Origin of the sequence: Fibrella aquatica (assembly GCF_041321135.1) — a bacterium.
Lineage (GTDB): Bacteria > Bacteroidota > Bacteroidia > Cytophagales > Spirosomataceae > Fibrella > Fibrella aquatica.
The window spans coordinates 101,435-126,017 of record NZ_JBGGWF010000010.1 but is presented as its reverse complement, the minus strand read 5'-3'; the positions used below and the strand labels follow the sequence as shown (position 1 = coordinate 126,017).

The following is a 24,583-nucleotide window of genomic DNA, read 5'->3' as shown; positions in this document are numbered from 1 at the left end:
TTCGCAAGAACAGTTCGTTCTTCTCACCACTAACAGCAATATTGAGTTATCAAGTTCAGGATACTAATTCTCCTGCATAATCATGATAGACTGGATATTGAGTGCCTGCGTAGGCCTTGGCCTGGCGGCCTGTTGCGGATTTCGGGTGTTTGTGCCCATGCTGGTGGCGGCGTTTGCCACAAAACTTGGCCTGATCAATGCCATGCCGGGCTATGAGTTTATGGGCAGCTGGACTGTCATTATCAGCTTATCTGTTGCCACAGCCTTTGAATTAGGAGCCTATTACATTCCCTGGCTCGATAATATGCTTGATACAGTAGCCATGCCCGTGGCGATTGTAGCAGGTACGTTGCTATCTACTTCGTTCTTACGAGTCAACGATGAAATGGTGCGTTGGGCAATGAGCCTCATGTTGGGTGGTGGGGCAGCAGGTCTTGTGCAGGCCGGTACCAGTTTGTTGCGAATCGGTTCTGTTACTACTACAGGTGGTCTGGCAAATCCGCTTGTGGCAACGGGAGAAAACGCTGCTTCGCTGATCTTGTCAATTCTGACTGTGTTTCTGCCTTTGTTCGCCTTTGCAGTGATCGTTTGTCTGTTGATTTTTCTGGTAGTTCGGTTACTATCCCGTAAAAAGCTGCGATTCACGCAGGTCACTCCCAAGCCATCCGGCAATCCGCTCGATCAGTTTCCGCAAGGTAGCAACGGGAATCACTGAGGCTACGTTAACCTGTGTACGTACCCAGCGTTATGGTAGTACACAAAAACACAATCCAATGGAAAACATACCGAACGAATACGATGCCGGAACTGACCAAAATCAGGGTATAGTGGGCACAATGGCTCGAAATGAACATCATGGAGACACGGATGCGGAGGGAACACAACTGCCCGAATTTGATCCGAATCTGGCCACACAGGAGGGGGAGACTGACCCTGAAAATACCGATCCAGCGGATATTGGCGAACAAAAGTTTGTCAATGATGAGGGGCAGATGTGAGGGGCGTAATTGTAATTTTTCCTGATCCCCTGAATCAGAATAATCAGCATGTCAATTCGAAGACTGGATGGTCAAAAAGACCTTATAGCTGAAAGGAGCCAACAAAATTGGGTTTTTCTCAGATGTAGTGCCAAGACCATTGGATAATTCGCAGAGCAACGAATAGGAGAGCCCATCAAAATTAGGTATTTTTGCAGTCTGTCATTTTTGCATTATCTCATTAACAGGTAGTTGCCTAAATGCTTTCTATTGTCAACAAATACAATTTATTTTGATAAAAACCGTAGGATTCTCTGCTCTGATGACGTTGGCAAATGCTGCCTGTGTCTCCGCGCTGGCCGACCCGGGTGCGCCCGTTGATTCCAGCCGACAGTCTGACAACCCGGTGGCGATTTCGAATCAGTTAAATACGCCCCTCCTCCTGAACGCCGACCCTAACCGTCGGATCGTTCCTATCTATTTCTGTGGGGAAGCTGTCCCCATCGATAATTCGTACGTATCGCGCCAATGGATGCGTACCTTAATGCAATGCCAGTCGCAACGGGAAGAGCTGTACGTGATCCGCAAACGGGCCGCCGTTTTCTTTCCTATCATTGACCCTATTTTGCGGAAGTATGATATTCCGTCTGATTTCAGGTACGTTCCACTGGCTGAAAGTGCGCTGGTCAATGATTGTGTATCTCCTAAAGGAGCGTCAGGCTATTGGCAGATGATGCCCCAAACCGCCCGCGATATGGGCCTGATTGTCAATGGAGATATCGATGAACGCTATGACTTGTCGAAGTCGACGGTAGCTGTTTGCCGATTGCTGCGCGAACTTCATCACGAACTGGGTTCGTGGGCATTAGTTGCTGCCGCGTACAATGCCGGTCTAGGCCATGTGCAAAATCGTATGATCCAGCAACGGGAAAATAATTACTTTAATCTAAAGCTTTACCGGGAAACCAGTACCTACCTATATAGGGTGATCGCCTACAAAGAACTGTTGACTAATCCGCAACAGTACAAGATGTTGCTTTCGAGCGATGTAATCGGTTACCTGACGCGGCCGTTGCCCGTAAAATTGAAGTCATTGCCCGGTACCAAGAATTCGTCAGTAGTGGCCATTGGTGAAGATAACGAACTGGCCGACATTGACAAGATCGATCCAGCCTGGGGGCCCCGGACCGGAGAATCGTTTCTAACGGCACCTTCACTGGCCGATATTTTACTGGCTGCGGCCAGTTTTGCCAGTATTGACCCAATAACGGGCTCAACTGACCTGACCCGCGAGCAGAAAGGACAGCCTATTCCTAAACTGTTGGGGTTGATGGTGCTCCGATTCCGCCGTCCCCGTTTTTTGCGTCAAACACCTGGTACGGGACGTCGTCCACGTCATCGGTGGGAGTGGGTGTAGATAGAGGGTTCAACGTTTAAAGTCTAAAGGGCTGCACTAAATCACGTTTTGTGAACAAGTGCAGCCCTTTAGACTTTAAACGTTGAACCTTGAACCCTTTTTTCAGCTAATTTTGGTGCTTCGTTGTTGATACGTTGAATCCCCTTTATTGTATATGGCAGAATTAATCCGAATGCCCAAAATGAGCGACACCATGACAGAAGGTGTGATCGCGGAATGGCATAAAAAAGTAGGCGATACCGTGAAATCGGGTGATGTGCTGGCTGAAGTTGAAACCGACAAAGCGACCATGGATCTTGAAGCCTATGATGAAGGTACATTGCTCTTTATCGGTGTAGAAAAAGGTCAGGCTGTTCCAATTGATGGTATTATCGCCGTGATTGGCCAACAGGGTGAAGATTTCCAGGCATTGCTGTCGGGCAATTCAGGTGGTAGCGTAGAGGCAGCACCAGCGCCTAAAGCGGAAGAAACCATTAAACCAACAGAAGCCCCCGCTCCTAAAGATGCAGATAAGGCGCAGGTGAATACCAATATGGCTGATCCCAAAGCCGTATCGGCCGCTCCGGCAGAAGCTGTAAACGCTACAGTGATTAAAATGCCTAAGATGAGTGACACCATGACGGAAGGAACCATTGTGGCGTGGCATAAAAAGGAAGGTGACACCGTGAAATCGGGAGATGTACTTGCCGAAGTAGAAACCGACAAGGCCACTATGGACCTGGAGGCCTACGAAGAAGGTACACTGCTCTATATTGGTGTAAAAGAAGGTGAATCGGTTGCTGTTGACGCTGTGATTGCCGTTGTGGGTGAGAAAGGTGCCAATTTTAAGGTGCTTGTCGATGGGAGCAACGACGGAGGTTCAGCGCCAGTTGCAGAAGCACCTGCTGAAAAACCAGCCACTGAAGAGGCGCCGTCTCAACCCGCTGCTGCTGCCGAAAATGGCCATGACACTACTGGTCGGGTAAAAGCGTCACCATTGGCTAAGGCAATTGCGGAACAGAAAGGAATCAACCTGCAACAGGTGCAGGGTACGGGTCCTGAAGGCCGTATCGTCAAGGCCGATGTGGAATCGTTTACGCCGCAGGCCGCTGCCAAACCAGCACCACAACCACAGGCTGCTTCAGCTCCACAATCGGCTCCAGCCCCGTCTGCCCCGGCTCCACAGCCCGTTGCTGCACCCGCCGGTGAGTATGAAGACGTACCTGTAAGTCAGATGCGGAAAACGATTGCCCGCCGCTTAAGCGAAAGCTTGTTTACTGCCCCGCACTTCTACCTGACCATGGAAATCAACATGGACAAGGCAATGGCGTTGCGTGGACAGGTGAATGCGGTAGCTACGGCGAAAGTGTCGTTCAACGACTTTGTGATCAAAGCGTCGGCTTTGGCACTCAAACAGCATCCGAACGTGAACTCGTCGTGGTTGGGTGATAAGATTCGGAAATACAGCTACGTTAATATCGGTGTAGCAGTTGCCGTCGACGAAGGACTATTGGTTCCGGTGGTACGCAACGCTGACCAGAAAACGCTATCGACTATTGCCGGTGAGGTAAAAGTGTTGGCGGGTAAGGCGAAAGACAAGAAGCTTCAGCCTAAGGATTGGGAAGGCAGTACGTTCTCAATCTCTAACCTCGGCATGTTTGGCATCGATGAGTTTACGGCCATCATCAATCCCCCCGATTCGTGTATCCTGGCCGTTGGTGCTATCAAGCAGACGGTGGCTTTCGACGGCGAAACGCCTAAGCCGGTCAATGTGATGAAGGTAACGCTGTCCTGCGATCACCGTGTTGTTGATGGAGCTACGGGAGCCGCTTTTCTCCAATCGCTGAAAGGCTTCCTGGAAGATCCTATGAAAATGCTGGTTTAGTGTATAGCTAGCCAGTTTTAACATTAAAAAGCCGTTCCCGATTAGTCGGGGACGGCTTTTTTGTACGCCATATACTGAAATGTGAAAATAGCGTCGGTGGCTTACAGCAGATCGGTGATTCGGCGACCATCACGGCCAGTAATGGCACTCTGAAACTCGCGGCGTAGGGCCGCTATGCGGCGGCGAGGGTGGGTTGAGATAAATACGGCCCTCATTTTCAGCAAAGAACCCATAAACAGATAGCCAAAGAACGAAGCAATCAGAATAACCAGCGAGAACGTATTGGAAATGTTCTGATGCAGGAACAGGAATAAAACGGTGTTCAGTAACGAGGCTCCACAAAGCGTGATGGTGGCACCTGCGTGCGTAAGTCCATTGTCGAGCAGAATATGGTGCATATGGTTCCGATCGGCCGAGAAGGGTGATTTGCCGTTGAGCAGACGAACCATAAATACCCGGAGCGTATCGAAAATAGGAATGATCAGCACTACAATAGCAATGATGGGAGCATTAAAGAAAGCACGCGGCTCAAAACGGTAGGCCGAATTCAGGTTAACGAAGCGCACGGCGAAGAAGGCCAGGAAAAAGCCGATCAGGAGTGAGCCGGTATTTCCCATGAAAATTTTGCTGGTTTTTGAGAAGTTGAACCGCAAAAAACCAACCAACCCGCCCGACAGGGCAAAGGCCATAGTGGCCATAGCGTAGTGTTCTGATAGCAGAAACCAGCTCCCAAACGTAAGCGAGGCAATAGTAGCAATACCTCCCGCCAAACCGTCGATACCATCGATGAGGTTGATGGCGTTGGTAAGGGCAATAAATACGAAGCAGGTAAGCAAAATACTAACTACATCGGCAATATGGTGAAAGCCCATAATGCCATAGAGGTAATCTAGTTTGAGGTCTCCCAGAAAAATAAGGCTACAGGCGCTCAGTAGCTGAAACAGAATTTTTTTGTTAGGATCAATTCCCACCAGATCGTCTTTCATGCCGATGAAAAATAGAATAGCGGCCCCAACAATAGACAAATTGGTGCGGTACAGATCTTGTGGGTCATCGATCGGCCAAACGAAGTAGCTGATGAGCACGGCAGCAAAAATGGCCACACCACCAAACGTAGGTGTAGGCACTTTGTGAGCACGGCGGGCATCGTCGGGGCTTTCCATCAGCGATTTCATCTCCGTAATTTTGATGATTACCGGAATGGAAACGACGGCAACGAAACTGGCTACCAGAAAAGCCATGATCGCATGGTAAAGGCCCTGCTGAAAGGCGGCCTCTCCCAGCTTCTGCTGTATATAGGCAAGTAGTAGATCAGGATTCATAGAAATGGTTGAGGCTGGGTGGGAGGCTGTGTATCAGGTACTCAACTGGTACTCGGCCTGCAAAAATTGTTCTTTTTATGTTAACGACAAGTTAAATTACTCAATGTTCACGCTACCCTTATCGAACGGTCGGCTGATCTCTTTGCCAGAATTGTCCGATTTTGCGAAGCGGTTTTAGCCATAAAGTGAACCAGCCGGGCCTGATCGCATTCATTTGCCAGGCTACTCGGTCTTCTTTATTGGCCCGCAACCGATTCAGGAAGCTGCTGTTGCTGACACCGCCAAGCCGCATCACCACAACTACCTCGTTGAGGTAAGCAACCTGAATCTGGTGTTTGTGTACAAAACGAAGCATAAGTTCATAGTCGGCCGCCGATCGCAAACTGGTTGTAAAATAGCCATGCTGCTTGTATACACTGGCCCTGACAAAAAACGTAGGGTGGGGTGGCATCCAGCCACGCAAAAAGGCACCAGGTTTATAGGTGCCTGCCTGCCAGTACCGCATTACCCGATCGGGGGCGTCGCGTTGAGCGTAAACAAGGTCACCATACACGGCATCGGCCTGATGTTGGTTGAACTGATCAACAATTCGGCTAATTACATCGGGGTGGCGGTAAAGATCATCCGCATTCAGAATGCCGATAATGTCTCCCGTTGCCCGTTGAATTCCCTTATTCATTGCATCATATAACCCTTGGTCCGGCTCAGACACAAACTGACTGATCCGCTTTCCGTAACCGGCTACTATCGCCTGCGTACCGTCTGTCGACGCGCCATCTATGATGATGTACTCGATATCCGGGTACGTCTGCCCCAGTACCGACTCTATTGCCTCGGCAATGGTGTCGGCTCCGTTGTAAACTACCGTGATAATCGAAACTGTCATGAGTTAATTACGCGTTTGCGGATGGCTACTGCCGGATTTCCCTGATAAATAGTATAGGCATCCATTGGTTTGGTAGCCACAGAGCCCACCGCCAGAATGGCATGCGAACCAACCCGAATTCCCGGACAAACAGTGGCTTTAGCACCGATCCAGGCACCGTTTTCGAGCGTAATGGCCGCTACACTTAGATCGAATGCGGCCGCCCGGTAATTGTGATTACCCGTCAGCAACATGGCTCCCTGCGATAGGCAAACGTGACTGCCAATGGTGACCTGCGTAAGATTATCAATCCAGACGCCTTCGCCAATCCAGACGTGATCGCCTACAGAAAGTAACCATGGATATTTGATGTTGACAGCGGGTTTTATCATCACGCCAACACCAATTTTTCCGCCAAATGCCCGTAATAAGCTGACCTTCAAACCCGATGGCAAGGGCGCATAGGAATTGAACAACCAGGCATTAATAAAGTGCCAAAGCAGAATTTTCCAGCGCGGACCGGGATTGAACCAGTCGTTGTTATACCGCGACAAATCAGTGTGCCCCAGATTATCGTACACCGGTTCTAAGGTCTCTTCCGTACTCATCGTTGAAGTAAGCAATAATGGCGTTTTTGTCATGGCCAGCCCGATTGTAGACCTCCATCATTTTAGCATCGACCAGAAAACGATACCAAAGGCCCTGTAAGAAGTGCCAGACAAATCCTCTCCGCCCATCCAGAAATCCAAGCTGGATAACGTACCTGAACAGGAAATAAATGATGGGCCGGGTAAATAGGGGAAGCGAGGCGTAGCGTTCTTTTAGATACCGTTTTCGCTCTTCCTGGGCACCAAATAAGCGGGGCGCTACCCGAACTGTGTCGTCGAAATTATACCGGATGTTCAACAGGTCGATAACCTCTCGAGTAGCGTAGTTATTGTGTTTCTGAGTCCACCAGGTCAGGTTATTGAGGTTATGGTCTACCAGATCATGGTCAAACTGAATCGTTTTGGCCGGGGTAGCCGTGTGGTTGTCGAGCTTAATGTGTTCATCCATCCAGGTTTGCTCACAAATACCCTGCCCTTGCCGCCATAACCGCAGCAGCCAGATCGGATAATAGCCGCCGTGTTTGATCCATCGGTTCATGAACATGACCCGTCGTTTTACATAAATGCCGCTCACGTCAGTTGTCACCGTGGCCAATCGCTGATTGATCTCGGTGGCCAGTTCAGGGAGAATGTACTCGTCGGCATCCATGCGCATCAACCAGTTGGTGCGGAATGGAGTGTGGGTTATGCCGTAATTGAATTGAACGGCATAGGTTGACCAAGGATTCTGCACAACTACCGCCCCCATCGATTGAGCGATCTCTACCGTTCGATCAGTTGAATAGGAGTCAACGATAAAAATCTGATCAGTTACTGCCTGCAGGCTGGAGAGGCAGCGAGCTATGTGTTTTTCCTCGTTGTGCGTGAGAATAATTACGGACAAGCCGTTCATAGAAGACCGTTTAAGAGATAGCTGCTTGGCTATTTCTGTCTGGAGGTATATTAACCCGTTTGTTTGGAAACACTCAGGTTACTAATCACGTTTCCGGCGCAAATAAGTCTGCAATTTTAGCTGAAAAATATCACTTTATGAAGTACGGCTACACGTTCCTGTTAATGGTCGGTAGTTTTATGGTCGCTTTGGGACAGTCTTCTGTCGTGTTTCAGACGCTTCCGTATGACCTGCAACTGTTCCCACGCAATGCCGCTAATCAAGCAGCCCTAGTGGTTGAAGGTACTGTCACAAATGCGTCGGTCAGGCGTGTAACTGTCCAGGTTGACCGGGCTGGGACACTTAGTCAGACGTACCAACAGACGCTTCCTGCTAGCCGAAAATTTCGTTTTGAGCCTCAGATTCGGGCAGAATTAGCCGAATATACGCTCCGTGTCTACGTTCATCGACAGCCTGGTGACTCATCGTTGGTGGCAGAACGGAAGCGATTGCTGTGTGGTGATCTGTTTGTGATCTATGGTCAGTCGAACGCCTTTGGGTTAGAAGACCTGGAAAAAATTGCGGTCAATGATCAATTCATGCGGCAATGTGGCTACGCTTTTGGCGCCACTACTATTCCCGAATCTATGCGTTGGTTCCCGGCACTGCAACCATACGGGGCTGTAGGCGCATTTGGATTATACATGGGTGAGGCTATTCAAAAAGCAACACAAATTCCGGTTGGTTTTGTTAACGGAGCTGAGGGAGGTGCTAACATAGGTCAGCTCTCAGACCGGAATGCGGGCAACCCTGCCGATTTGAATACGTTTTATGGGCGTATGCTTTACCGCGTGCAATGGGCCGGTGCACAGCAACAGGTAAAGGCCATTCTGTATAAGCAGGGAGAAGCCGAAGCTGGTTCGTCGGTGGCCAATTACCCGGCTAGTTTCGATCGGTTATATCAGATGCTACGCCAAGACTATGGGAACGTACCCAGATTATATGTCAGTCAAATCAATATTCTTACATCCGGCTCGCCCGATGCTGGTGCGTTACGGGATTTTCAGCGACGACTGACCGAAATATATCCGGAAGGAGTGGGCAACATGGCTACTGTTGGGTCGCCAGGGTATGACGGCCTGCACTATAATTTGGTGGGCAACCGGCAAATAGGATACGAACAGGCTAATCAGCTCATGCGCGACCTGTATGGCAGCGGTGCAACCGAACAGGTAAACTCGCCCAATGTGCGGCAGGTCTATCAGAACAGCCGCAATGATACGGTAACCGTGGTGTTCGAGTCGGCCATGCAGATGCGCTGGCCGTCCGATTCAACGCTGACGAAAAAAGGACAGACCTACACCCGCCGACTGATCGATCTTTTTATGGCCGACGGGCAGGCAGGCCGGTTTTCGAGGGGCTGGGCTGAGGGAAACCGCGTTTATTTAACCTTGCGTCAACCCGCTGCCCTTCAAACATTGTCTTATTTTCCGTCATTTTATGGCGAGGAGCCCGGCGGTTTTTATGATGGCCCAACGTTGAAAAACCAGTTGGGTGTACGCGCCTTCACGTTTGACCGCTATCCGGTGGCCCGTGCTTTGGCGCCAGTCAACAACCTGTCGGTAAGCCAAACAACACGTGAATCTGTTTCGCTAGTCTGGACGGTAACTACGCCAGGAGTAACTGCTATTTTGCTGGAACGTTCCGATGCCAATAACGCCTCATTTCGTCAAGTTGCCAGATTGGCTGCCGAAACCAGGAATTTTACCGATACACCCACAGGGAATGGTCAGGGGCCATATGCGTACCGAATTAGGTTGGTAGGCCAACGAGCCGAATCGGGCGTGAGCAATGTGGTTGAAGGTCGTTTACTGTCGCCATGTGCATTGTCGGCTACTATCACCGGTAATACTGCCGTTCCGTATGGAGGTACGCTGACACTATCTGTCGTGGTAGCAGGTACTAATGCTACTAATCCGGTAACGTACCTGTGGCGTGGTCCGGGAGGGTTGACTACAGCAGCGGCCGATTTAAGGCAACAGGGTCTTACGCCAGGGCTGAGTGGGATTTATACCGTCACGGCCCTGCAGGGAAGTTGTTCGGCAATCGCCTCGGTATCGGTTGTTATTCAGGTTCCGCTCAGCGTAGAACCTATTCCCGGTAACCTTGTGGTTTGGCCAAACCCAGTCAGAGGCGGGCAGTTACTGTATCTGAACGTACCTGAAGCAACGCCGAACGAGCCACTCACGATCAGGCTGACGGATGCAGCAGGTAAGGTCGTTGCCAGGGAAGTGCAGCGTAAGCAATCAGCTACGTTGGCTATTTTTCTGCCACAGTTGCCGTCTGGCATCTATGTCATCGAGCTAAAATCGGCTTCTACGGCTGCACAATTCTCTCGGCTGCTCATCGAGTAACGTACCTAATGACTTGTTTTACTACCGGTACTTTACAGGACTAACTATCGATTTTCTGCCATCAAAAAATCGATCAGAAGGCGGATGCCGTAGGCGGTGGCGTTTTTCTGTTGACCGAATTCGGTGTCGGCAAAGGCCATACCGGCTATGTCGAGGTGAGCCCAGGCGGGGTGCTTTTCAGTAAAGACCTCCAGAAACTTAGCCGCGGCAATAGCTCCGTTGATGGGTTTGCCGCTGTAATTCTTCACATCAGCTACATCAGAGGTCAGGTCGTCTTTGTACACGTCCCAAAGTGGTAAACGCCACAGTCGTTCACCTGTACGGTCACCCGCCGCCTGTAACTGTGCCGAGAGTTCATCGTTCTGCGTAAACAAACCACCCGCCTGATAACCCAACGCCGCAATAACGTTGCCTGTCAGCGTGGCCAGGTCGATCAATACGTCGGGTTGAATGTGCCGGACCATGTGCCCCAGCCCATCGGCCAGAATAACGCGGCCTTCGGCATCTGTATCGATAATTTCGATGGTTTTGCCGAGGTAAGAGGTAATTACATCACCGGGTTTCGTAGCCATTCCGTCCACTACGTTTTCGGTGGTCGGCACCACGCCCACCACGCGGCGGGGTAACTTGAGGCGGGCAGCAACTTCCAAGGTACCCAGCACTGCTGCGGCCCCGCCCATGTCGCTCTTCATCATGTGCATATTCGCCGAAGGCTTAATGGAAATGCCTCCTGTATCGAACGTCACCCCCTTACCCACCAGCCCGACGGTTGACCCGGTTGCGTTGGCGGGGTTGTAATCGAGTACCAGCATCATTGGCGGATTCTCGCTACCCTGACCTACGCTGAGCAGGGCGTTGTAGCCTTGCCGGGCTAGTTCATCATGATCCATCACGCTGACGGTGTAGCCATGCGCGCGGCCCGACGCTACTGCCCAATCGGCCAGCACCTGCGGAGTTTTGTAGTTCGAAGGCGCATTCATCAGATCGAGCATCGCCTGTTGAGCTTCCCAGATGATGGTAGCTTTGTCAACGGCTTGCTGAGCGGCCTCGCGATCAGATTCAGCTACGGTTACATGCAATTCGCCCAAAGGACTATAAAACGAAACGGGTGAGGGCTTATCGGTCTGGTATAGTTTCAGGTTATACCCACCGGCCAACGTACCCAGCACAACGGCTTCAACCACCGCGGCCGATTGATTGGTCAGGTCAATGGCAATCGCTGCAGGAAATTTGCCTTTCTGGCTGTAGGTCAATTTCCGGACGGCCCGTAAAAAATCGGTACTTGTGGGTGTTTCTCCCAGACCAAGCAGCCAGTGTTTCGCGCCATACTGGCCGTAGAGAAGCTGCGTCTCGTTGAGATCTCCCTTGAAATCGGCCTGCGCTGCTTGAATTGGCTCGGGCAATGGCTGGCCTTTTAGTAATAACCAGATGGTAGCTGCCGAAGCAGAAGCAGTAGTATGAAGATGAACGTGCATGAAGTTGATGGTCAAAAAGCAGATTTACCTACGTGGATGGTCAAGCCGTTTTGCTGACAATAAAATTGATGGTTCCGTTGATGAGCAAGGCAAACAGAAAAGACTCACCGACCGAAAAAGCGGGCAGGAAAAAAGCCTGTAGAAACAAAAAGGTAGTGAATCCGAGCAGACCCATCACAATGCCACGAAGGGTAGTAATGGCGGCGCTACTGCCATGAAGGTAGTGCGTAAAAATGGCCAGAATCGACGTAATGATCGGAAAAGGGGTTAGCACACCACTCCAGGTTGGTCCCAGCGCCGTAGCAAGCTCCGTAATGCCGATCACGAAGAGCGTGGCTACTACCATACGAATGGGCAGATCGTAGGGCAACCGTTTCACCGCCGAAGCCGCCACCGCGGGAGCTGGGAAAAAGCGGAGTGTGACAAGAACAGCACCCATGATGAGGCCATAGCTGACCGGTAAATCCAGGTTAATGGCGTTGAACAACACAGCAATCACTACGAAAACCAAATATGATACCAGCAGTGTCCAGATGCCTGATAGGTGAGGGGCAAGTCGGGCGTAGCAGTAGCAAAAGCCGATCAGCGACGCAATGCCCGTCAGAATGCCCGGAACAGCCTGTATACCAAAGGCTTTTCCCTGTTCAAGAATAAGAAACAGCAAAATGGGCCCTGCTATCCAGGGTAAACTGGCAATCAGCCCTCCCGCTTTGTGGCCCCACCGGCGACTAACCAGCGTAACCAGGCCAATCACAAAAGGCATCAGCGTAACCTTGATGAGCAGGATGTTCATGGAAACAGCCCCTAAACCGCTACTGGCGCTTTAATGGCGGGCCAGGGATCATAGTTTTCTAACGTGAAATCGGCGTAGGTGAACTCAAAAACCGAGGTGACATCAGGATTCAGACGCATAGTAGGCAGGGGCCTGAATGAGCGCGACAATTGGGTATTGACCTGTTCTAGGTGATTGCTGTAGAGATGCGTGTCGCCACCTGTCCAGATAAACTCGTGGGCTTCGTAGCCGCATTCCTGAGCTACCATCATGGTCAGCAGGGCGTACGACGCGATGTTGAACGGCACACCCAGAAAAACATCGGCACTACGCTGATAGAGTTGGCAGGATAGCTTGCTGCGCGTTTCGCCTTTTTCCGGATCGGGCGGGGCCACGTAAAACTGGAAAAGCGCATGACAGGCGGGGAGTGCCATATTAGGAATGTCCGAAGGGTTCCAGGCCGTGATGATCATCCGGCGCGAATCGGGCGAGTTCTTCAGTTGCCGTAAGACATCAGCCAACTGATCAATTTTACCTCCGTCGGGATCAGGCCAGCTTCGCCACTGCTTGCCGTACACCGGCCCCAGATCACCATTTTCGTCCGCCCATTCGTCCCAAATGCTGACGCCATTATCTTTCAGGTACTTGATGTTGGTGTCGCCTTTGATAAACCAGAGCAATTCGTGAATGATTGACTTGGTATGTACCTTTTTGGTGGTCAACAGGGGAAATCCATCCTGCAAATTGAAGCGCATCTGATAGCCAAATACGCTGAGGGTTCCGGTTCCGGTACGGTCGGTTTTACGCGCACCATTGGTCAGGATATGTTGAAGCAGGTCGTGGTATTGCTGCATGGGAAAGGCTAATTGAAGCCGCAAAAGTACAAAAATGCCAATACAGGTAAGTGGTGGATGGAAATCCCCTAATCGGCGTTTTCGTAGAGAAGTACAAAAGGCTGGGTGATGGGGGCTTCGCCCAGATCGTTGAAGGTGAGCCATTCGCCGCCGGGAGCGTGCGTTTGCGTGTACCGGCCACCGGGTTGCGGCGTATGGCCAACAGCCTGATTAAAACCTGTTAAAGGGTCTGCTTGAAGTTCACGCTGGTCGCACCAGATGGGGCCACCCGATTGCGATAAACCGCCACGTTTCACGCCTACGGTGGCAATCAGATTAGTATAGGCATCGGGCGAAACCGTTTTCAGGCTGGTATTGAGGGTCTGCACCAGATTGTCTAGTTCGAGCGGCTGGCGCATTCGTCGCTCATAAGCGTGCTGAAACTGCTTGACCCACCAGTTGGTGAATCCGGCATGGCTGGCAAAGGTCTGGTCAAAACGGGAAGCGAGCCGGAACAGGTCCAGGTTTTTTCGGATCAGGCTGTGCCATTCCTCAGCGCCATCCTCGCGGTAGCCCGAACCGATAAACATGGGATTATTATAAAAATAATAAAAGTCGTGATTCCCGAGGTGTAGCCTAATTTTGTCGGGATGAGCCTGCTTCAACTTAATGATTGCTCTGAAATTGGCATCAATCCGTTCGGTAGTCATCCGCGGGTCGTGCGTATCGAGGTAATCACCCAGAAAAACGATCTGATCGGCATGGTCTAGCCAGGTTTTAACTACGCTCTGCCAGTTATGGCGACCGTGAACATCTCCGATGAAAACTGCTTGTTTATGCATTGAAAGGGTATAATCAGCCGAAAATACCATTTTAATTTAACACTCAATACGTGGTCGATCAACGTGAAAACAACAATTGACCACTAATTCGCCACTAAAGACTAGTTAATATTTCCTCTATGTTTCTTCTCGGACTCGATCTCGGTAGCTCATCTATCAAAGCCTGTTTGGTAGACGCCGATTCAAATAAGGCAGTTGCTTCGGCTTTTTTTCCTGAAGTGGAAATGACCATTGAAGCCCCGCAACCGGGCTTTGCCGAACAGCAACCCGACTTATGGTGGCACAATGCCACGCTGGCCATTCGGTCGGTGATGGACGCTGCCGGGGCTAAGGGGAGTGATGTACTGGCCATTGGCATTTCTTATCAGATGCACGGTTTGGTAGTGACCGATGCCCAGTTAAATGTGCTACGGCCTTCCATTATCTGGTGCGATAGCCGCGCTGTTCCCTACGGGCAACGGGCGTTCGAAGCGCTGGGGCAGGATCGGGTGTTGCGCCATTTGCTGAACTCGCCGGGTAATTTTACGGCGGCTAAACTGGCGTGGGTAAAAGAAAATCAGCCCGATGTATACGCCAACGTAGCGCACTTCATGCTTCCCGGCGATTACCTGGCCGCCCGCCTCACCGGCGATATCGTTACCACGGCATCAGGTCTTTCAGAAGGCATTATGTGGGATTTTCTGGAGAATCGACCCGCCGAGTTCCTGATGAATTACTACGGTTTCGATACCGCGCTGATGCCGGTGATCAAGCCAACCTTTGGTGATCAGGGCCATCTAACGGCCAAAGCCGCCGCCGAAACAGGATTGGCCGAAGGCATCCCCGTTACCTACCGCGCTGGTGACCAACCCAACAATGCCATGTCGCTGAATGTGCTGGAGCCGGGCGAAATTGCGGCCACCGCAGGTACGTCGGGCGTGGTCTATGGCGTGAGCGATTCGGCGCAGTACGATCCGCAATCGCGGGTGAATACGTTCCTGCACGTGAATCACACGCCCGAAGTGCCGCGCTATGGGGTGCTGATGTGCGTGAACGGTACGGGTAGCCTCAATAGCTGGCTTCGGAACACCCTGTTTCAAAAGACCCTCAGCTACGCCAGCATGAACGATATGGCGCAAAAAGCACCCATCGGGGCCGACGGATTGGTTTGTTTGCCATTTGGCAACGGTGCCGAGCGTGTATTGGAAAATCGCGATTTGGGAGCCACGTTCCAGGGCCTGAATTTGACCCGTCACGGCTTACCACAAGTGTTGCGGGCCGCTCAGGAGGGAATCGTTTTTGCGCTCTATTACGGCATAAAAGTGATGGAACAGGTAGGAGTAGGTCTAAAAACCGTTCGGGCGGGCGAGGCCAACATGTTTTTGAGTCCGCTTTTTGGCAGCACGTTTGCCAACCTGTCGGGCGCTGCCGTTGAACTTTACAATACAGATGGTGCGCAGGGGGCTGCCCGTGGTGCCGGTCTTGGTCTGGGTCACTACGCCAATCGCGATGAAGCTTTCAGTGGCCTGAGTATTGTGCGCACCCTCGACCCTGACCAACGTACCCATCAGGCGTATCAGGAAGCGTATGCGAACTGGCTGAGCGCGTTGGAAAAACAACTGGAGAAACAATAGGCGGTTATCTGTATTGCCCGCTTCTGTGCTGGTGATGCACTGGTAAGGCTAACTGCTCTACACAGTGACCACCTATTTACTGGCGGTTGTTGCTTACTTTTGGGCTAAACAAGCCTAGTGCTGCATGGGTCGTTTCAAGGTCGATGAGGCCCGTTCGACGTGCTTTCATTCCCTTGAAACGACCTATTCGGTATTTTTCCAATGACGCCTACTCAGTTAGCTGACGCGCTACTTCGTCAATTCGAACAAACTCCATACGGTCAGTCACCGGCCGAACTCTACGACCCAATCCGGTATATTATGAGCCTCGGCGGGAAGCGAATGCGCCCGCTGATGACGTTGCTCGCCGCTTCGCTATTCACCGACGAATGGCAGAAAGCCCTGAAACCCGCCGTAGCTGTGGAGGTGTTTCATAATTTCACCCTGCTTCACGACGATATCATGGATCAGGCTCCGCTCCGCCGCGGACAGCCAACGGTTCATGAAAAGTGGAACACCAATATTGCCATTCTTTCCGGCGATGTCATGCTGGTGAAGGCCTATGAACAACTCCTCGATGTAGAGCCCGCCCATTTGCGGCAGGTACTGAAGCGGTTTGGCGAAACAGCGGCTGAAGTGTGTGAAGGTCAGCAACTGGATATGAATTTCGAGACCCTCGATACGGTATCTGAAGCCGACTATATCGAAATGATTCGCCTTAAAACGTCGGTTCTGCTGGGTTTTGCCATGGAAGTAGGTGGCATTGTGGCGGGTGCCGATGAGGCAGATACCAAACGGCTATACGATGCGGGCGTAAACATTGGAATCGGCTTTCAGTTGAAAGACGACTTACTCGATGTATACGGTGACCCGGCTAAATTTGGCAAACAGGTCGGCGGCGACATTATTGCCAACAAAAAAACGTTTCTGCTCATCGAAGCGTTGGAAAGGGCCGAAGGTCAGGTACGTACCGATTTGCTGGACTGGCTGAACCGGGGCGTTTTCGACAAAACCGAGAAGGTAGATGCTGTCACAGCGATTTATGATCAGTTGGGCATTCATGAGCTGACCGAGGCCCGCATTGCTGATTACTTTGCCAAAGGCTTTGCCAATCTGGATCAGATCAGCGCCGACCCCGCCCGAAAAGAATTACTGATCACATTTGCCCGTCAACTGGTTGAACGGGAAAGTTAATTATGCTTCGCTGTCATTAAGTGGTCATTAGCTTTGCGTCATTAGTGGTCACGTATAGAAAAAGCAGTAAATGACTATCAATGACGCGAAGCCAATGACCAATAATGACGTTTTTCTCCCTTCAACATGTCAATCACTCTGCTTCTCATTGCCGTTACCGTTGGCATCAGCCTATGGGCCTGGAATAGCCCCGCGCTGATGGATCGCTGGATTATGAATCCGTATGCCGTGGCAAGGCGAGGCGAATACTATCGCTTAATCACCTCGGGCTTTCTGCATGCCGATATGGGCCATTTGTTCTTCAATATGCTCAGCTTCTACTTTTTCGGCCGATTTACCGAACGTATTTTCGAAGAGATTTTTGGCGATTTGGGTGGCGTTGTCATGATCGTCTTTTACCTGATCGCGATCATCATCTCCGATATTCCGACGCTGATGAAGCACAAAGACAGTCCGGGCTACAATTCGCTGGGTGCCTCGGGTGGAGTAGCGGCTATTATTTTCGCTACTATCCTGATTTTTCCGCTCACGCCGATTTACTTTTTCTTCATTCCGATACCTATTCCTGGGTTCATCTTTGCGTTTCTGTATCTAGCCTATTCCTACTACTCGGCCCGCCGGGGCGATTCAGGCGTGAACCACGATGCCCACTTGTATGGTAGTTTGTTCGGCTTGCTGTTCATGGCTATAGCCTATCCGCCCGCCGTTCCCGGATTCATTACCCAAATCAGTCAGTGGAGCCCTTTCTGATTTGTTAAGCGAGCGCCATGAAACTGCTTAAACTGCTTCGTCAGCCGTACCCTGTTCCCGAAAATGCGGGTAATGAATGGGTTATCGGTGCCTTCGTGGGCGGCTTTCTGCTTTTGTTTCAGCCTTTTGGTTTGTCACTTTGGAATACGTCTGACAAGGTTTACAAAGTGCTCGGGTTTGGCGCTGTCACTACTGGGGTTATGCTTCTGGTCAATGAAGGAACCCGTTTATGGCCCCGGTATTTTGCCGAAGAACACTGGACCGTAGGGCGCGAAATTGCCAAAATTTTGATCCTTATTTTCCTGATCGCGTTGGCTAATCGGTTATATATGAGCTGGCTAATGGGCTGGTCGTTGCAAGGCGGCTGGTTGCTGTCGATCGGTATGACGTTTCTGATCGGGATTTTTCCGACGGTGGGAGTGGTCATGACCAACTACATTCTGCAACTGCGGAAATACCAGCAACAGGCAGCTCACCTGGTATTGCACAAACCGATACCTGCCGCGCCGAATTCACCGCCGGAAAAGCAGACTCCCGACGAAGATTCAGTTACGGTTGAACCACAACCTTTCTTAGATGAGCAGCTCGTGCTTGTAGCCGAAAATGAAAAAGATACGCTGACGCTTAAACGGGATGAATTGCTCGCGATTGAATCGAGCGATAATTACTGCACGATTTTGTACCTCAGGAAAGGCGTACTAACCAAAGAATTAATGCGGAGTAGCCTGAGCCGCTTCGAGAATCAGCTTGTCAATGGCTCGTCCTTTGTTCGTTGCCACCGGTCGTATATCGTTAATCTCGATCGCATTGAGCGGGTATCTGGAAACGCACAGGGTTACAAACTGCACCTCTTTAATGGACAGCTTACGGTGCCGGTAGCCCGTAAATACAACGATACGTTGGTGGCGGGACTGAAATAAGTTATTCCCGAATCTGCCCCGTTCCGGTTACCACCCATTTCTCGGTCACGAGTTTTTCGAGCGCGAATGGCCCGCGAGCGTGAAGTTTTTGGGTCGAGATGCCGATTTCGGCACCCAGGCCGAAACATCCTCCGTCGGTGAAGCGGGTCGAGGCATTGGCGTATACGGCGGCGGCATCTACTTCACTCAAAAACTGATCGATCAACGCCTGATTACCGGAAACAATGGCTTCCGAATGTTTTGATGAATAGGCCTGAATGTGCGACAGCGCCTCATCGAGACCAGATACGACTTTCACGGCGCATTTAAGATCCAGAAACTCGCGGCCAAAATCGGCCGGTTGCGCGGGCTGTAAATACGGATAACCAGCTTGTTCTAAAAGGCTAAAAGCCTTTTCGTCCGCGAAAATTTCGACTTGGTGTGTTGTGAGTGCCTCGGCCAGCAAGGGCAGGAACGTACCTGCAACGGCTTCATCGACCAGCACCCCATCGAGCGAATTACATACGGAGGGGCGCGATACTTTGGCGTTTACCACAATGCGGGTTGCCATGGCCAGATCGGCCGATTGTTCTACGTAGGTATGACACACGCCAGCCCCCGTTTCGATGGTCGGGATTTGCGAATGCTGGCGTACGTACTGGATCAGAGACTCGGAGCCGCGTGGAATGATAATGTCGACGTAGCGGGTAGCGGTCAGCAATTCGTTCACCACCGCCCGGTCGGGAGGAAGTAGCAGTACGGCTTCTTTGGGTACGTTAAACTCGATCAGTACATCCTGAATGAGGCTGACCAGCATCCGGTTCGAGTAATCAGCTTCTTTACTGCCTTTCAACACACACGCATTACCCGACCGCAGGCACAGCGACGCTACATCGACCGTTACGTTGGGCCGTGACTCATAGATGACACCCACAACACCCAGCGGCACGGCTATTTTCTTCAGCGTTAGACCGGGCTCCAACTCCCGTTCTAGTTGCACCGTACCGGCGGGATCGGGCAACAGGGCTACCTGACGCAGACTATTAGCCAGATCGGCCACCCGCGCTTCAGTTAAACGCAGGCGGTCTTTTTTGCTGTCGGTATCGGGCATTCGGTCCAGGTCACGCTGATTTTCGGTCAGGATGGCCGCTGAAGTAGTCAGCAACACATCGGCCAGACGATTGAGCAGGGCGGTTTTCTGATCGCTGCTCAACCGCCGTACGGCTATGGCTGCCTGTTGCGTGGCCTGAAGAAGAGGCGTGATAGGAGTCATGGTTTCAGGGTATTTTCTTCAGATACGTTATTGTGTAATAGGGAACGTACCTGGCTTTCGTTACAAAAGTACAATGTCGTTGGCGTTGGCGACCTCCACATTTTGACGCGAGGTGAGATTAGCCAGATCAAAAGAAGAAAGTCGGGCTTGGGCTACGGCCAGTGCGGCATCTGTTTCGTCGACGATTTCAATGACTTCGCCCGCCGAAAATTCGCCCAATATTTCTGCCACCCCAACGGCAAGCAAGCTGCTTCGGCGTTGTAAAGCCGCTGCAGCTCCGGCGTCGACCCGAACCCGGCCTACCACCAAACTACCACTGCCCAGCCATCGGCTCCGCGCCGAGAGCGTCATGGCCTGTGGTTCAATCTGTGTGCCGATGCTTCCATCAAGGGCTTTGCTGATGCTGTCTGCTTCGGTTAGTCCGAAAATTACCACCCGGATTCCCATGCGGGTAGCCAGTTTGGCAAAGGTCAGTTTCGAGGCCATGCCGCCCAGCCCCATTGATGATTTGTCGGTGCGAACGACGCCAAATACGGCTTCGGTCAATCTGGGTACGTGCCGGATGAGGTTACCGTCGGGGTCGAGCAAGCCGCCTACTGAGGTGCAAAGCATGAGCACTTCGGCCCCGAAACCAACCGCTAGTAAGGTCGCCAGTTCATCGTTGTCCGAAAACTTAAGTTCACGGTTACTTACCACATCGTTTTCATTCACGATGGGAATGATACCGTTCTCCCACAATTTTTCGTAGGTGTCTTTGAGTTGCAGAAACTGGTCGCGGTTGGCAAAATGATGGCGTTCGCACAGACTTTGCGCCACGGTGATGCCATACACATCAAAAAAACGGCTATAGAGGTTCAGTAGCAGGTGATTGCCAACGGCAGCGGCCGCTTTTCGCTGACTGATTTCGCCCCGGTAATTGCTTATACTGCTGCGCCCGGCCCCAACGGCTCCCGACGATACCAAGACAATCTGGTACTGATCGCGCAAGGCCGATACCTGACGGGCAATGTCCATCAGAGCGGGTTTATTCAATTCGCCGCCCGGCAGGGTAATCGACGCGGTACCAAATTTTAGAACTAGAATAGGAAGGGGCATGGGGCAAAATTAGACCCAACGAGTAAGGGTTCAAAGTCTAAAGTTGCCCGTTCAACATAATCCTCAATTTCCGGCATGGGTTTTAAAGAGGTGTTCAACGGCGGGTTCAGTGAAGCGGGCCTTAAAACGCAATGCTTTTTTAAGCAAATCGGTGTAGTCGCGCTTGCTGATATCGATGGCCCCATAGCGTTTCACGTTGTCGTTGATAAATTGGGTATCGAGCAACTGGAAACGCTGTTCACGCAGAATCATGATCAGGTGATGAAAGGCTACTTTCGAGGCGTTCGAAACAAGATGAAACATAGATTCTCCGAAGAACACAGAACCGATTGCCACGCCATATAAGCCACCAACTAACCGATCATCAATGTAGGTTTCTACACTGTGTGCCAGACCCATTCGATGTAGTTCAGTGTAAGCATCAATGATTTCATCTGAAATCCAGGTGCTGTCGTCTTCCGAGCGAGGCAATGCACAGTGCCGCATAACCTGTTCAAAATCAGTGTTTATGCGAACTTCGAAGAGCCGTTTGTTGAGTGTGGGCCGTAACGATTTAGCCGGTTTATAGGCGTCGATCGGAATAATAGCACGTGGATCCGGCGAGTACCAGTAAAGCGTACCGTCGGCATCGGCCATCGGAAAGATGCCGTTTATGTAACCGTAGATGAGATCGTCGGCGGTCAGCTTGTTCATGAAATCCGAAAGGGATACCCTATTTGGACAAAGTTATAGAAAACTCCGCCTTACCAACAAGTCGATAGGCCGTTAAGTTTAGTCTTGTCCTTGCCTTTACCGGAGGGCTAAAATCGGCCAGATTTTACATAAAAAAAGAGCTACGCTAATTGGGGCAGCGTAGCTCTTGTTGGCGCGTTTATTTCGTTTTTCGTCGTTGCCGGGCAAAATAAACAGACATAATGCCTGCCGTGGCACCACCGGTGAGGGCGGGTGGCGCTTCATAGCCACCCATGTATTGCAGGGCGGTAAAGAAAATTTGAAGCGCCAGTATAAGGCCGAGTATTGTTAGCAAGTTGTTACGATTCATATGTAGGTTAGTAAAAGATAAAGTCTACTAATCTACAGGGTTTTGCTGAAAATGCCAACCCGGACTTGGTTAGAATTGGTAAAATAACCGGCCGCGAAGACCAACCGATGCCGCATTGAGGCTAGCTGCCGACTGCTGTACCGGCATAAGAACAACCGGGCTAAATTGACCCACAAAGTGCCCCCATTGCCGTTCAACCCCCGCACCAGCCTGCACCGTACTGTACCAGGCAAGTGGCCGCTGAATGCGTATCTGCTGTCTTACGTCTTCGCGAGGCTGCAAACGGTCATACTCGAAGTTCACGGTTTCGTAGGTGTTGACGCTTAAATTCAGCCCTACGGTGGGCGTTAACACAAACAGGTTGTTTACATTGAAGCGATACCCAAATTGCACCGGAACCATGATACTCTTAGCGGTTCGGTTGATGTTCAGCACCTCGTGCGGCCGACCGGGGCCTGTGGGCATCTGCGGTTTGCTACCGGGGTAATTCTCTTTAAAGTCGCGTTTTGTCTTGGCAGTGAATTGTTTCTCGGTGATGAATTCGTCGCCTTTCCATTCCGTCTGCGCTAGTCCGGTGCTAATTGTAAGGCGGTTAGAAATAATTGCTTCGGCATGAAAACCCAGTCCCGATTGCACTGTTCCTACATCTCCACCCACACCTAACCGAAACTTGACGGGTAATGGTACAGTATTTTGCTCGGGCGCAGTGGGCTTGACCGTCGCCACCGTTGCATTCATTGTAGTAGTATAGGGCGATCGGTAACGTACCCGGCGGAGATGGCGTTGCCAGCTATCAGTGAACGCGTCAGCCGGATCGGGCATCGATCTGGGCGCCAGGGGCTGAACCATAGATAACGGGCCTGTAGAATACAACATCGGGTTGGCAACGGTGGTTTCTGACGTATTTATCTGGTTAGCTACTGAAGGAGAGTAGAGGGTTGGTTCATTGACTCTGGTTAAGCGGTTTTTCGATGCACTGCTTTGATAATCAGAAAATTGATTCTTATCTGGCGACTTACCTGGCTGGGTAGTTTGGCCCATGTTTTTTCGGTCCGATTCGGGGGGAAGTGGAACGGCCCCTGCTGATTCGCCGGCATAACGAGATCGATCTCTTGCAAGCGAATTAGCCGACCTTGCCGTGTTACCTGCTGCCACTGGATCGGCCTCGAGCCGAGAGGGTTCGCTAAGCCTATCAACGACGCTATCATCGGCACGTTGTTGATTAACCAAACGGTTACTTCTGGTTGCTACAGCAGAACCTGACGGCTCCTGTATTGATGAAACAGAGCCCTTGGCAACTTGTTGCTGTTGCTGGTTTGGCTGATCTAAAACAGCATCGGTAGAGTGGAGTTGGCCAGCTATCGCCTTAGGTGTTGTCAGGGCGTTTGCTGATGGGGTAGTGGTTAGGTAGACAGTATCGATCCGAACCGACGCGCTAAGTTGATCAGCCATCGACTGTTGCAGGCGAGTTTGCGCCTGTTCCATTCGCTCAACTGTTTTAGTCAGCGTACGTACATGTTCAGTTAGCGCCTGTGTAGTTCGGTACTGCCAGATGGTGCTGATGATAACCCCAGCTACGGCGGCTGCCATCATGGTGGGTTGCAGCCAGCGGGTAGGTGTTTGCCAAAGCGAGGGGGGAAAGCCCTGGCTTCCCATAAACCGCTGAAACTGTGTCCAGTTTTTTTCCTGAAAGGGGGGATCTACTCCCTCTAATTTACGGCGTATAGCGTCGTCAAATGGATCAGTTTTCATAGAATTGTGACGAACGTTTTGAAGATGAAGAGGCGGTGGTGACTAATTCCTGAAGGCGGACTCGGGCCCGCAAAAAGTGAGATCGTATAGTTGCCTCGTTCGCATTGAGACTGTCGGCTACTTCGCGCAAACTGTAACCATCAACTACATGCATCAAGAATACGGTTCGGTGGATAGGGGGGAGTTGCTGGACCAGTGCCAGAATTTCCTCAGCTGCCAGTTGATCAACAGCCGTTTCATGAACGGGAATATCGGGCGGAGGACTGTTGCCGGTTGTCGGCGATAAAGAAACTGTGTCGAGCTTATGGTGTTTGCGGTGGTAACTGATGGTGGTGTTTACCACAATGGTGCGTAGCCAGGCCTTAAAGGGTAATGAGGTATCGTAGGAATCGAGGTGTTGAAAAACTTTCAGAAAACTCTCATTCAGCACATCATCGGCTTCGTCGACATTAGCCATATAGCGCAGGCAAACGCTCTTGGCGTAGCTATAATACTGCCGGAACAACGTCCGCTGTGCCCGAACGTCATTTGTTCGGCAAGCTTCGATAACACTCAGCAGGTCGTTATCGGTGAAAGAGGAACGGCGGCGGAAAAACACGAGCGGTGGCAGATTAAATGAGACAAACTACACAATACGCGCTACGCAAAGAATGCGTGTACCGTTGCACGCACGTAATCTTTTTGTACGCCGGTGAAATTCATGCGGTTTAATGATATAAACTGCAA

General features: G+C 51.1%; 23 protein-coding genes. 9 read left to right on the top strand and 14 right to left on the bottom strand.

The features are described from left to right. The first annotated feature begins 82 nt into the window (after positions 1 to 82). The 4 genes from ACAW87_RS20125 to ACAW87_RS20110 all read left to right on the top strand — a co-directional run bounded on the left by ACAW87_RS20125 (position 83) and on the right by ACAW87_RS20110 (position 4,258). Positions 83 to 715: a DUF4126 domain-containing protein gene (locus ACAW87_RS20125; protein WP_370725435.1), complete on the top strand. Its 633-nt coding sequence runs from the start codon at positions 83 to 85 to the stop codon at positions 713 to 715. A 58-nt stretch (positions 716 to 773) separates the two neighbouring features. Continuing rightward, a complete protein-coding gene (locus ACAW87_RS20120; RefSeq protein ID WP_370725434.1) occupies positions 774 to 998 on the top strand; it encodes a hypothetical protein in 225 nt (74 codons plus the stop codon). 301 nt (positions 999 to 1,299) lie between these two features. Continuing rightward, positions 1,300 to 2,394, top strand: coding sequence for a lytic transglycosylase domain-containing protein (locus ACAW87_RS20115; RefSeq protein ID WP_370725433.1), 1,095 nt, complete (start codon positions 1,300 to 1,302; stop codon positions 2,392 to 2,394). Between the two features lie 154 nt (positions 2,395 to 2,548). Then, positions 2,549 to 4,258 carry a pyruvate dehydrogenase complex dihydrolipoamide acetyltransferase gene (locus ACAW87_RS20110; RefSeq protein ID WP_370725432.1) on the top strand — a complete coding sequence of 570 codons (1,710 nt, stop codon included), beginning with the start codon at positions 2,549 to 2,551 and terminating at the stop codon, positions 4,256 to 4,258. Positions 4,259 to 4,359: 101 nt separating this feature from the next. Here ACAW87_RS20110 and ACAW87_RS20105 read toward each other — a convergent pair whose 3' ends face one another. The 4 genes from ACAW87_RS20105 to ACAW87_RS20090 form a co-directional block, all read right to left on the bottom strand. Next, complete coding sequence (locus ACAW87_RS20105) at positions 4,360 to 5,580, bottom strand: MraY family glycosyltransferase (protein WP_370725431.1); 1,221 nt, start codon at positions 5,578 to 5,580, stop codon at positions 4,360 to 4,362. A gap of 118 nt (positions 5,581 to 5,698) precedes the next feature. Further along, positions 5,699 to 6,466, bottom strand: a complete 768-nt coding sequence (locus tag ACAW87_RS20100; protein WP_370725430.1) for a glycosyltransferase family 2 protein — start codon at positions 6,464 to 6,466, stop codon at positions 5,699 to 5,701. Next, the gene (locus ACAW87_RS20095) at positions 6,463 to 7,053 is read right to left on the bottom strand and encodes a WcaF family extracellular polysaccharide biosynthesis acetyltransferase (RefSeq protein WP_370725429.1); all 591 of its coding nucleotides are present in this window, start codon (positions 7,051 to 7,053) and stop codon (positions 6,463 to 6,465) included. Before ACAW87_RS20095 ends, ACAW87_RS20100 begins: the two co-directional genes overlap by 4 nt. Next, positions 7,016 to 7,945 carry a glycosyltransferase family 2 protein gene (locus tag ACAW87_RS20090; RefSeq protein ID WP_370725428.1) on the bottom strand — a complete coding sequence of 310 codons (930 nt, stop codon included), beginning with the start codon at positions 7,943 to 7,945 and terminating at the stop codon, positions 7,016 to 7,018. Before ACAW87_RS20090 ends, ACAW87_RS20095 begins: the two co-directional genes overlap by 38 nt. Before the next feature lie 137 nt (positions 7,946 to 8,082). On the opposite strand from ACAW87_RS20090, the gene ACAW87_RS20085 reads away from it, so the two are divergent. After that, positions 8,083 to 10,338: a sialate O-acetylesterase gene (locus tag ACAW87_RS20085; RefSeq protein ID WP_370725427.1), complete on the top strand. Its 2,256-nt coding sequence runs from the start codon at positions 8,083 to 8,085 to the stop codon at positions 10,336 to 10,338. A 44-nt stretch (positions 10,339 to 10,382) separates the two neighbouring features. Here the strand turns inward: ACAW87_RS20085 and ACAW87_RS20080 are convergent, their stop codons facing one another. The 4 genes from ACAW87_RS20080 to ACAW87_RS20065 all read right to left on the bottom strand — a co-directional run bounded on the left by ACAW87_RS20080 (position 10,383) and on the right by ACAW87_RS20065 (position 14,260). Continuing rightward, positions 10,383 to 11,813 carry a leucyl aminopeptidase family protein gene (locus ACAW87_RS20080; protein ID WP_370725426.1) on the bottom strand — a complete coding sequence of 477 codons (1,431 nt, stop codon included), beginning with the start codon at positions 11,811 to 11,813 and terminating at the stop codon, positions 10,383 to 10,385. A 40-nt stretch (positions 11,814 to 11,853) separates the two neighbouring features. Further along, a complete protein-coding gene (locus tag ACAW87_RS20075; protein WP_370725425.1) occupies positions 11,854 to 12,606 on the bottom strand; it encodes a hypothetical protein in 753 nt (250 codons plus the stop codon). Between the two features lie 11 nt (positions 12,607 to 12,617). Then, positions 12,618 to 13,439, bottom strand: a complete 822-nt coding sequence (locus ACAW87_RS20070; RefSeq protein ID WP_370725424.1) for a thymidylate synthase — start codon at positions 13,437 to 13,439, stop codon at positions 12,618 to 12,620. Between the two features lie 68 nt (positions 13,440 to 13,507). Continuing rightward, positions 13,508 to 14,260, bottom strand: a complete 753-nt coding sequence (locus ACAW87_RS20065) for a metallophosphoesterase (RefSeq protein ID WP_370725423.1) — start codon at positions 14,258 to 14,260, stop codon at positions 13,508 to 13,510. Positions 14,261 to 14,379: 119 nt separating this feature from the next. On the opposite strand from ACAW87_RS20065, the gene ACAW87_RS20060 reads away from it, so the two are divergent. The 4 genes from ACAW87_RS20060 (at position 14,380) to ACAW87_RS20045 (ending at position 18,716) form a co-directional block, all read left to right on the top strand. Further along, positions 14,380 to 15,873 carry a xylulokinase gene (locus ACAW87_RS20060; protein ID WP_370725422.1) on the top strand — a complete coding sequence of 498 codons (1,494 nt, stop codon included), beginning with the start codon at positions 14,380 to 14,382 and terminating at the stop codon, positions 15,871 to 15,873. A gap of 201 nt (positions 15,874 to 16,074) precedes the next feature. Then, positions 16,075 to 17,046, top strand: coding sequence for a polyprenyl synthetase family protein (locus tag ACAW87_RS20055; RefSeq protein WP_370725421.1), 972 nt, complete (start codon positions 16,075 to 16,077; stop codon positions 17,044 to 17,046). A gap of 126 nt (positions 17,047 to 17,172) precedes the next feature. After that, positions 17,173 to 17,796, top strand: a complete 624-nt coding sequence (locus ACAW87_RS20050; RefSeq protein WP_370725420.1) for a rhomboid family intramembrane serine protease — start codon at positions 17,173 to 17,175, stop codon at positions 17,794 to 17,796. Between the two features lie 17 nt (positions 17,797 to 17,813). Continuing rightward, on the top strand, positions 17,814 to 18,716 hold the full coding sequence (locus ACAW87_RS20045; RefSeq protein WP_370725419.1) for a LytR/AlgR family response regulator transcription factor: 903 nt from the start codon (positions 17,814 to 17,816) through the stop codon (positions 18,714 to 18,716). A gap of 1 nt (position 18,717) precedes the next feature. Here ACAW87_RS20045 and ACAW87_RS20040 read toward each other — a convergent pair whose 3' ends face one another. The 6 genes from ACAW87_RS20040 to ACAW87_RS20015 all read right to left on the bottom strand — a co-directional run bounded on the left by ACAW87_RS20040 (position 18,718) and on the right by ACAW87_RS20015 (position 24,455). Next, complete coding sequence (locus tag ACAW87_RS20040) at positions 18,718 to 19,968, bottom strand: glutamate-5-semialdehyde dehydrogenase (protein ID WP_370725418.1); 1,251 nt, start codon at positions 19,966 to 19,968, stop codon at positions 18,718 to 18,720. A 60-nt stretch (positions 19,969 to 20,028) separates the two neighbouring features. Next, a complete protein-coding gene (gene proB / locus ACAW87_RS20035) occupies positions 20,029 to 21,063 on the bottom strand; it encodes a glutamate 5-kinase (protein WP_370725417.1) in 1,035 nt (344 codons plus the stop codon). 63 nt (positions 21,064 to 21,126) lie between these two features. Beyond that, complete coding sequence (aat, locus tag ACAW87_RS20030) at positions 21,127 to 21,756, bottom strand: leucyl/phenylalanyl-tRNA--protein transferase (RefSeq protein WP_370725416.1); 630 nt, start codon at positions 21,754 to 21,756, stop codon at positions 21,127 to 21,129. A gap of 178 nt (positions 21,757 to 21,934) precedes the next feature. Further along, positions 21,935 to 22,105 (bottom strand): hypothetical protein, encoded by a 171-nt coding sequence (locus ACAW87_RS20025; RefSeq protein ID WP_370725415.1) that lies wholly within the window; start codon positions 22,103 to 22,105, stop codon positions 21,935 to 21,937. Positions 22,106 to 22,174: 69 nt separating this feature from the next. After that, entirely contained in the window at positions 22,175 to 23,857 is a 1,683-nt protein-coding gene (locus ACAW87_RS20020; RefSeq protein ID WP_370725414.1) for a hypothetical protein, read from the bottom strand. Beyond that, entirely contained in the window at positions 23,847 to 24,455 is a 609-nt protein-coding gene (locus ACAW87_RS20015; RefSeq protein WP_370725413.1) for an RNA polymerase sigma factor, read from the bottom strand. Before ACAW87_RS20015 ends, ACAW87_RS20020 begins: the two co-directional genes overlap by 11 nt. Positions 24,456 to 24,583 lie beyond the last annotated feature (128 nt).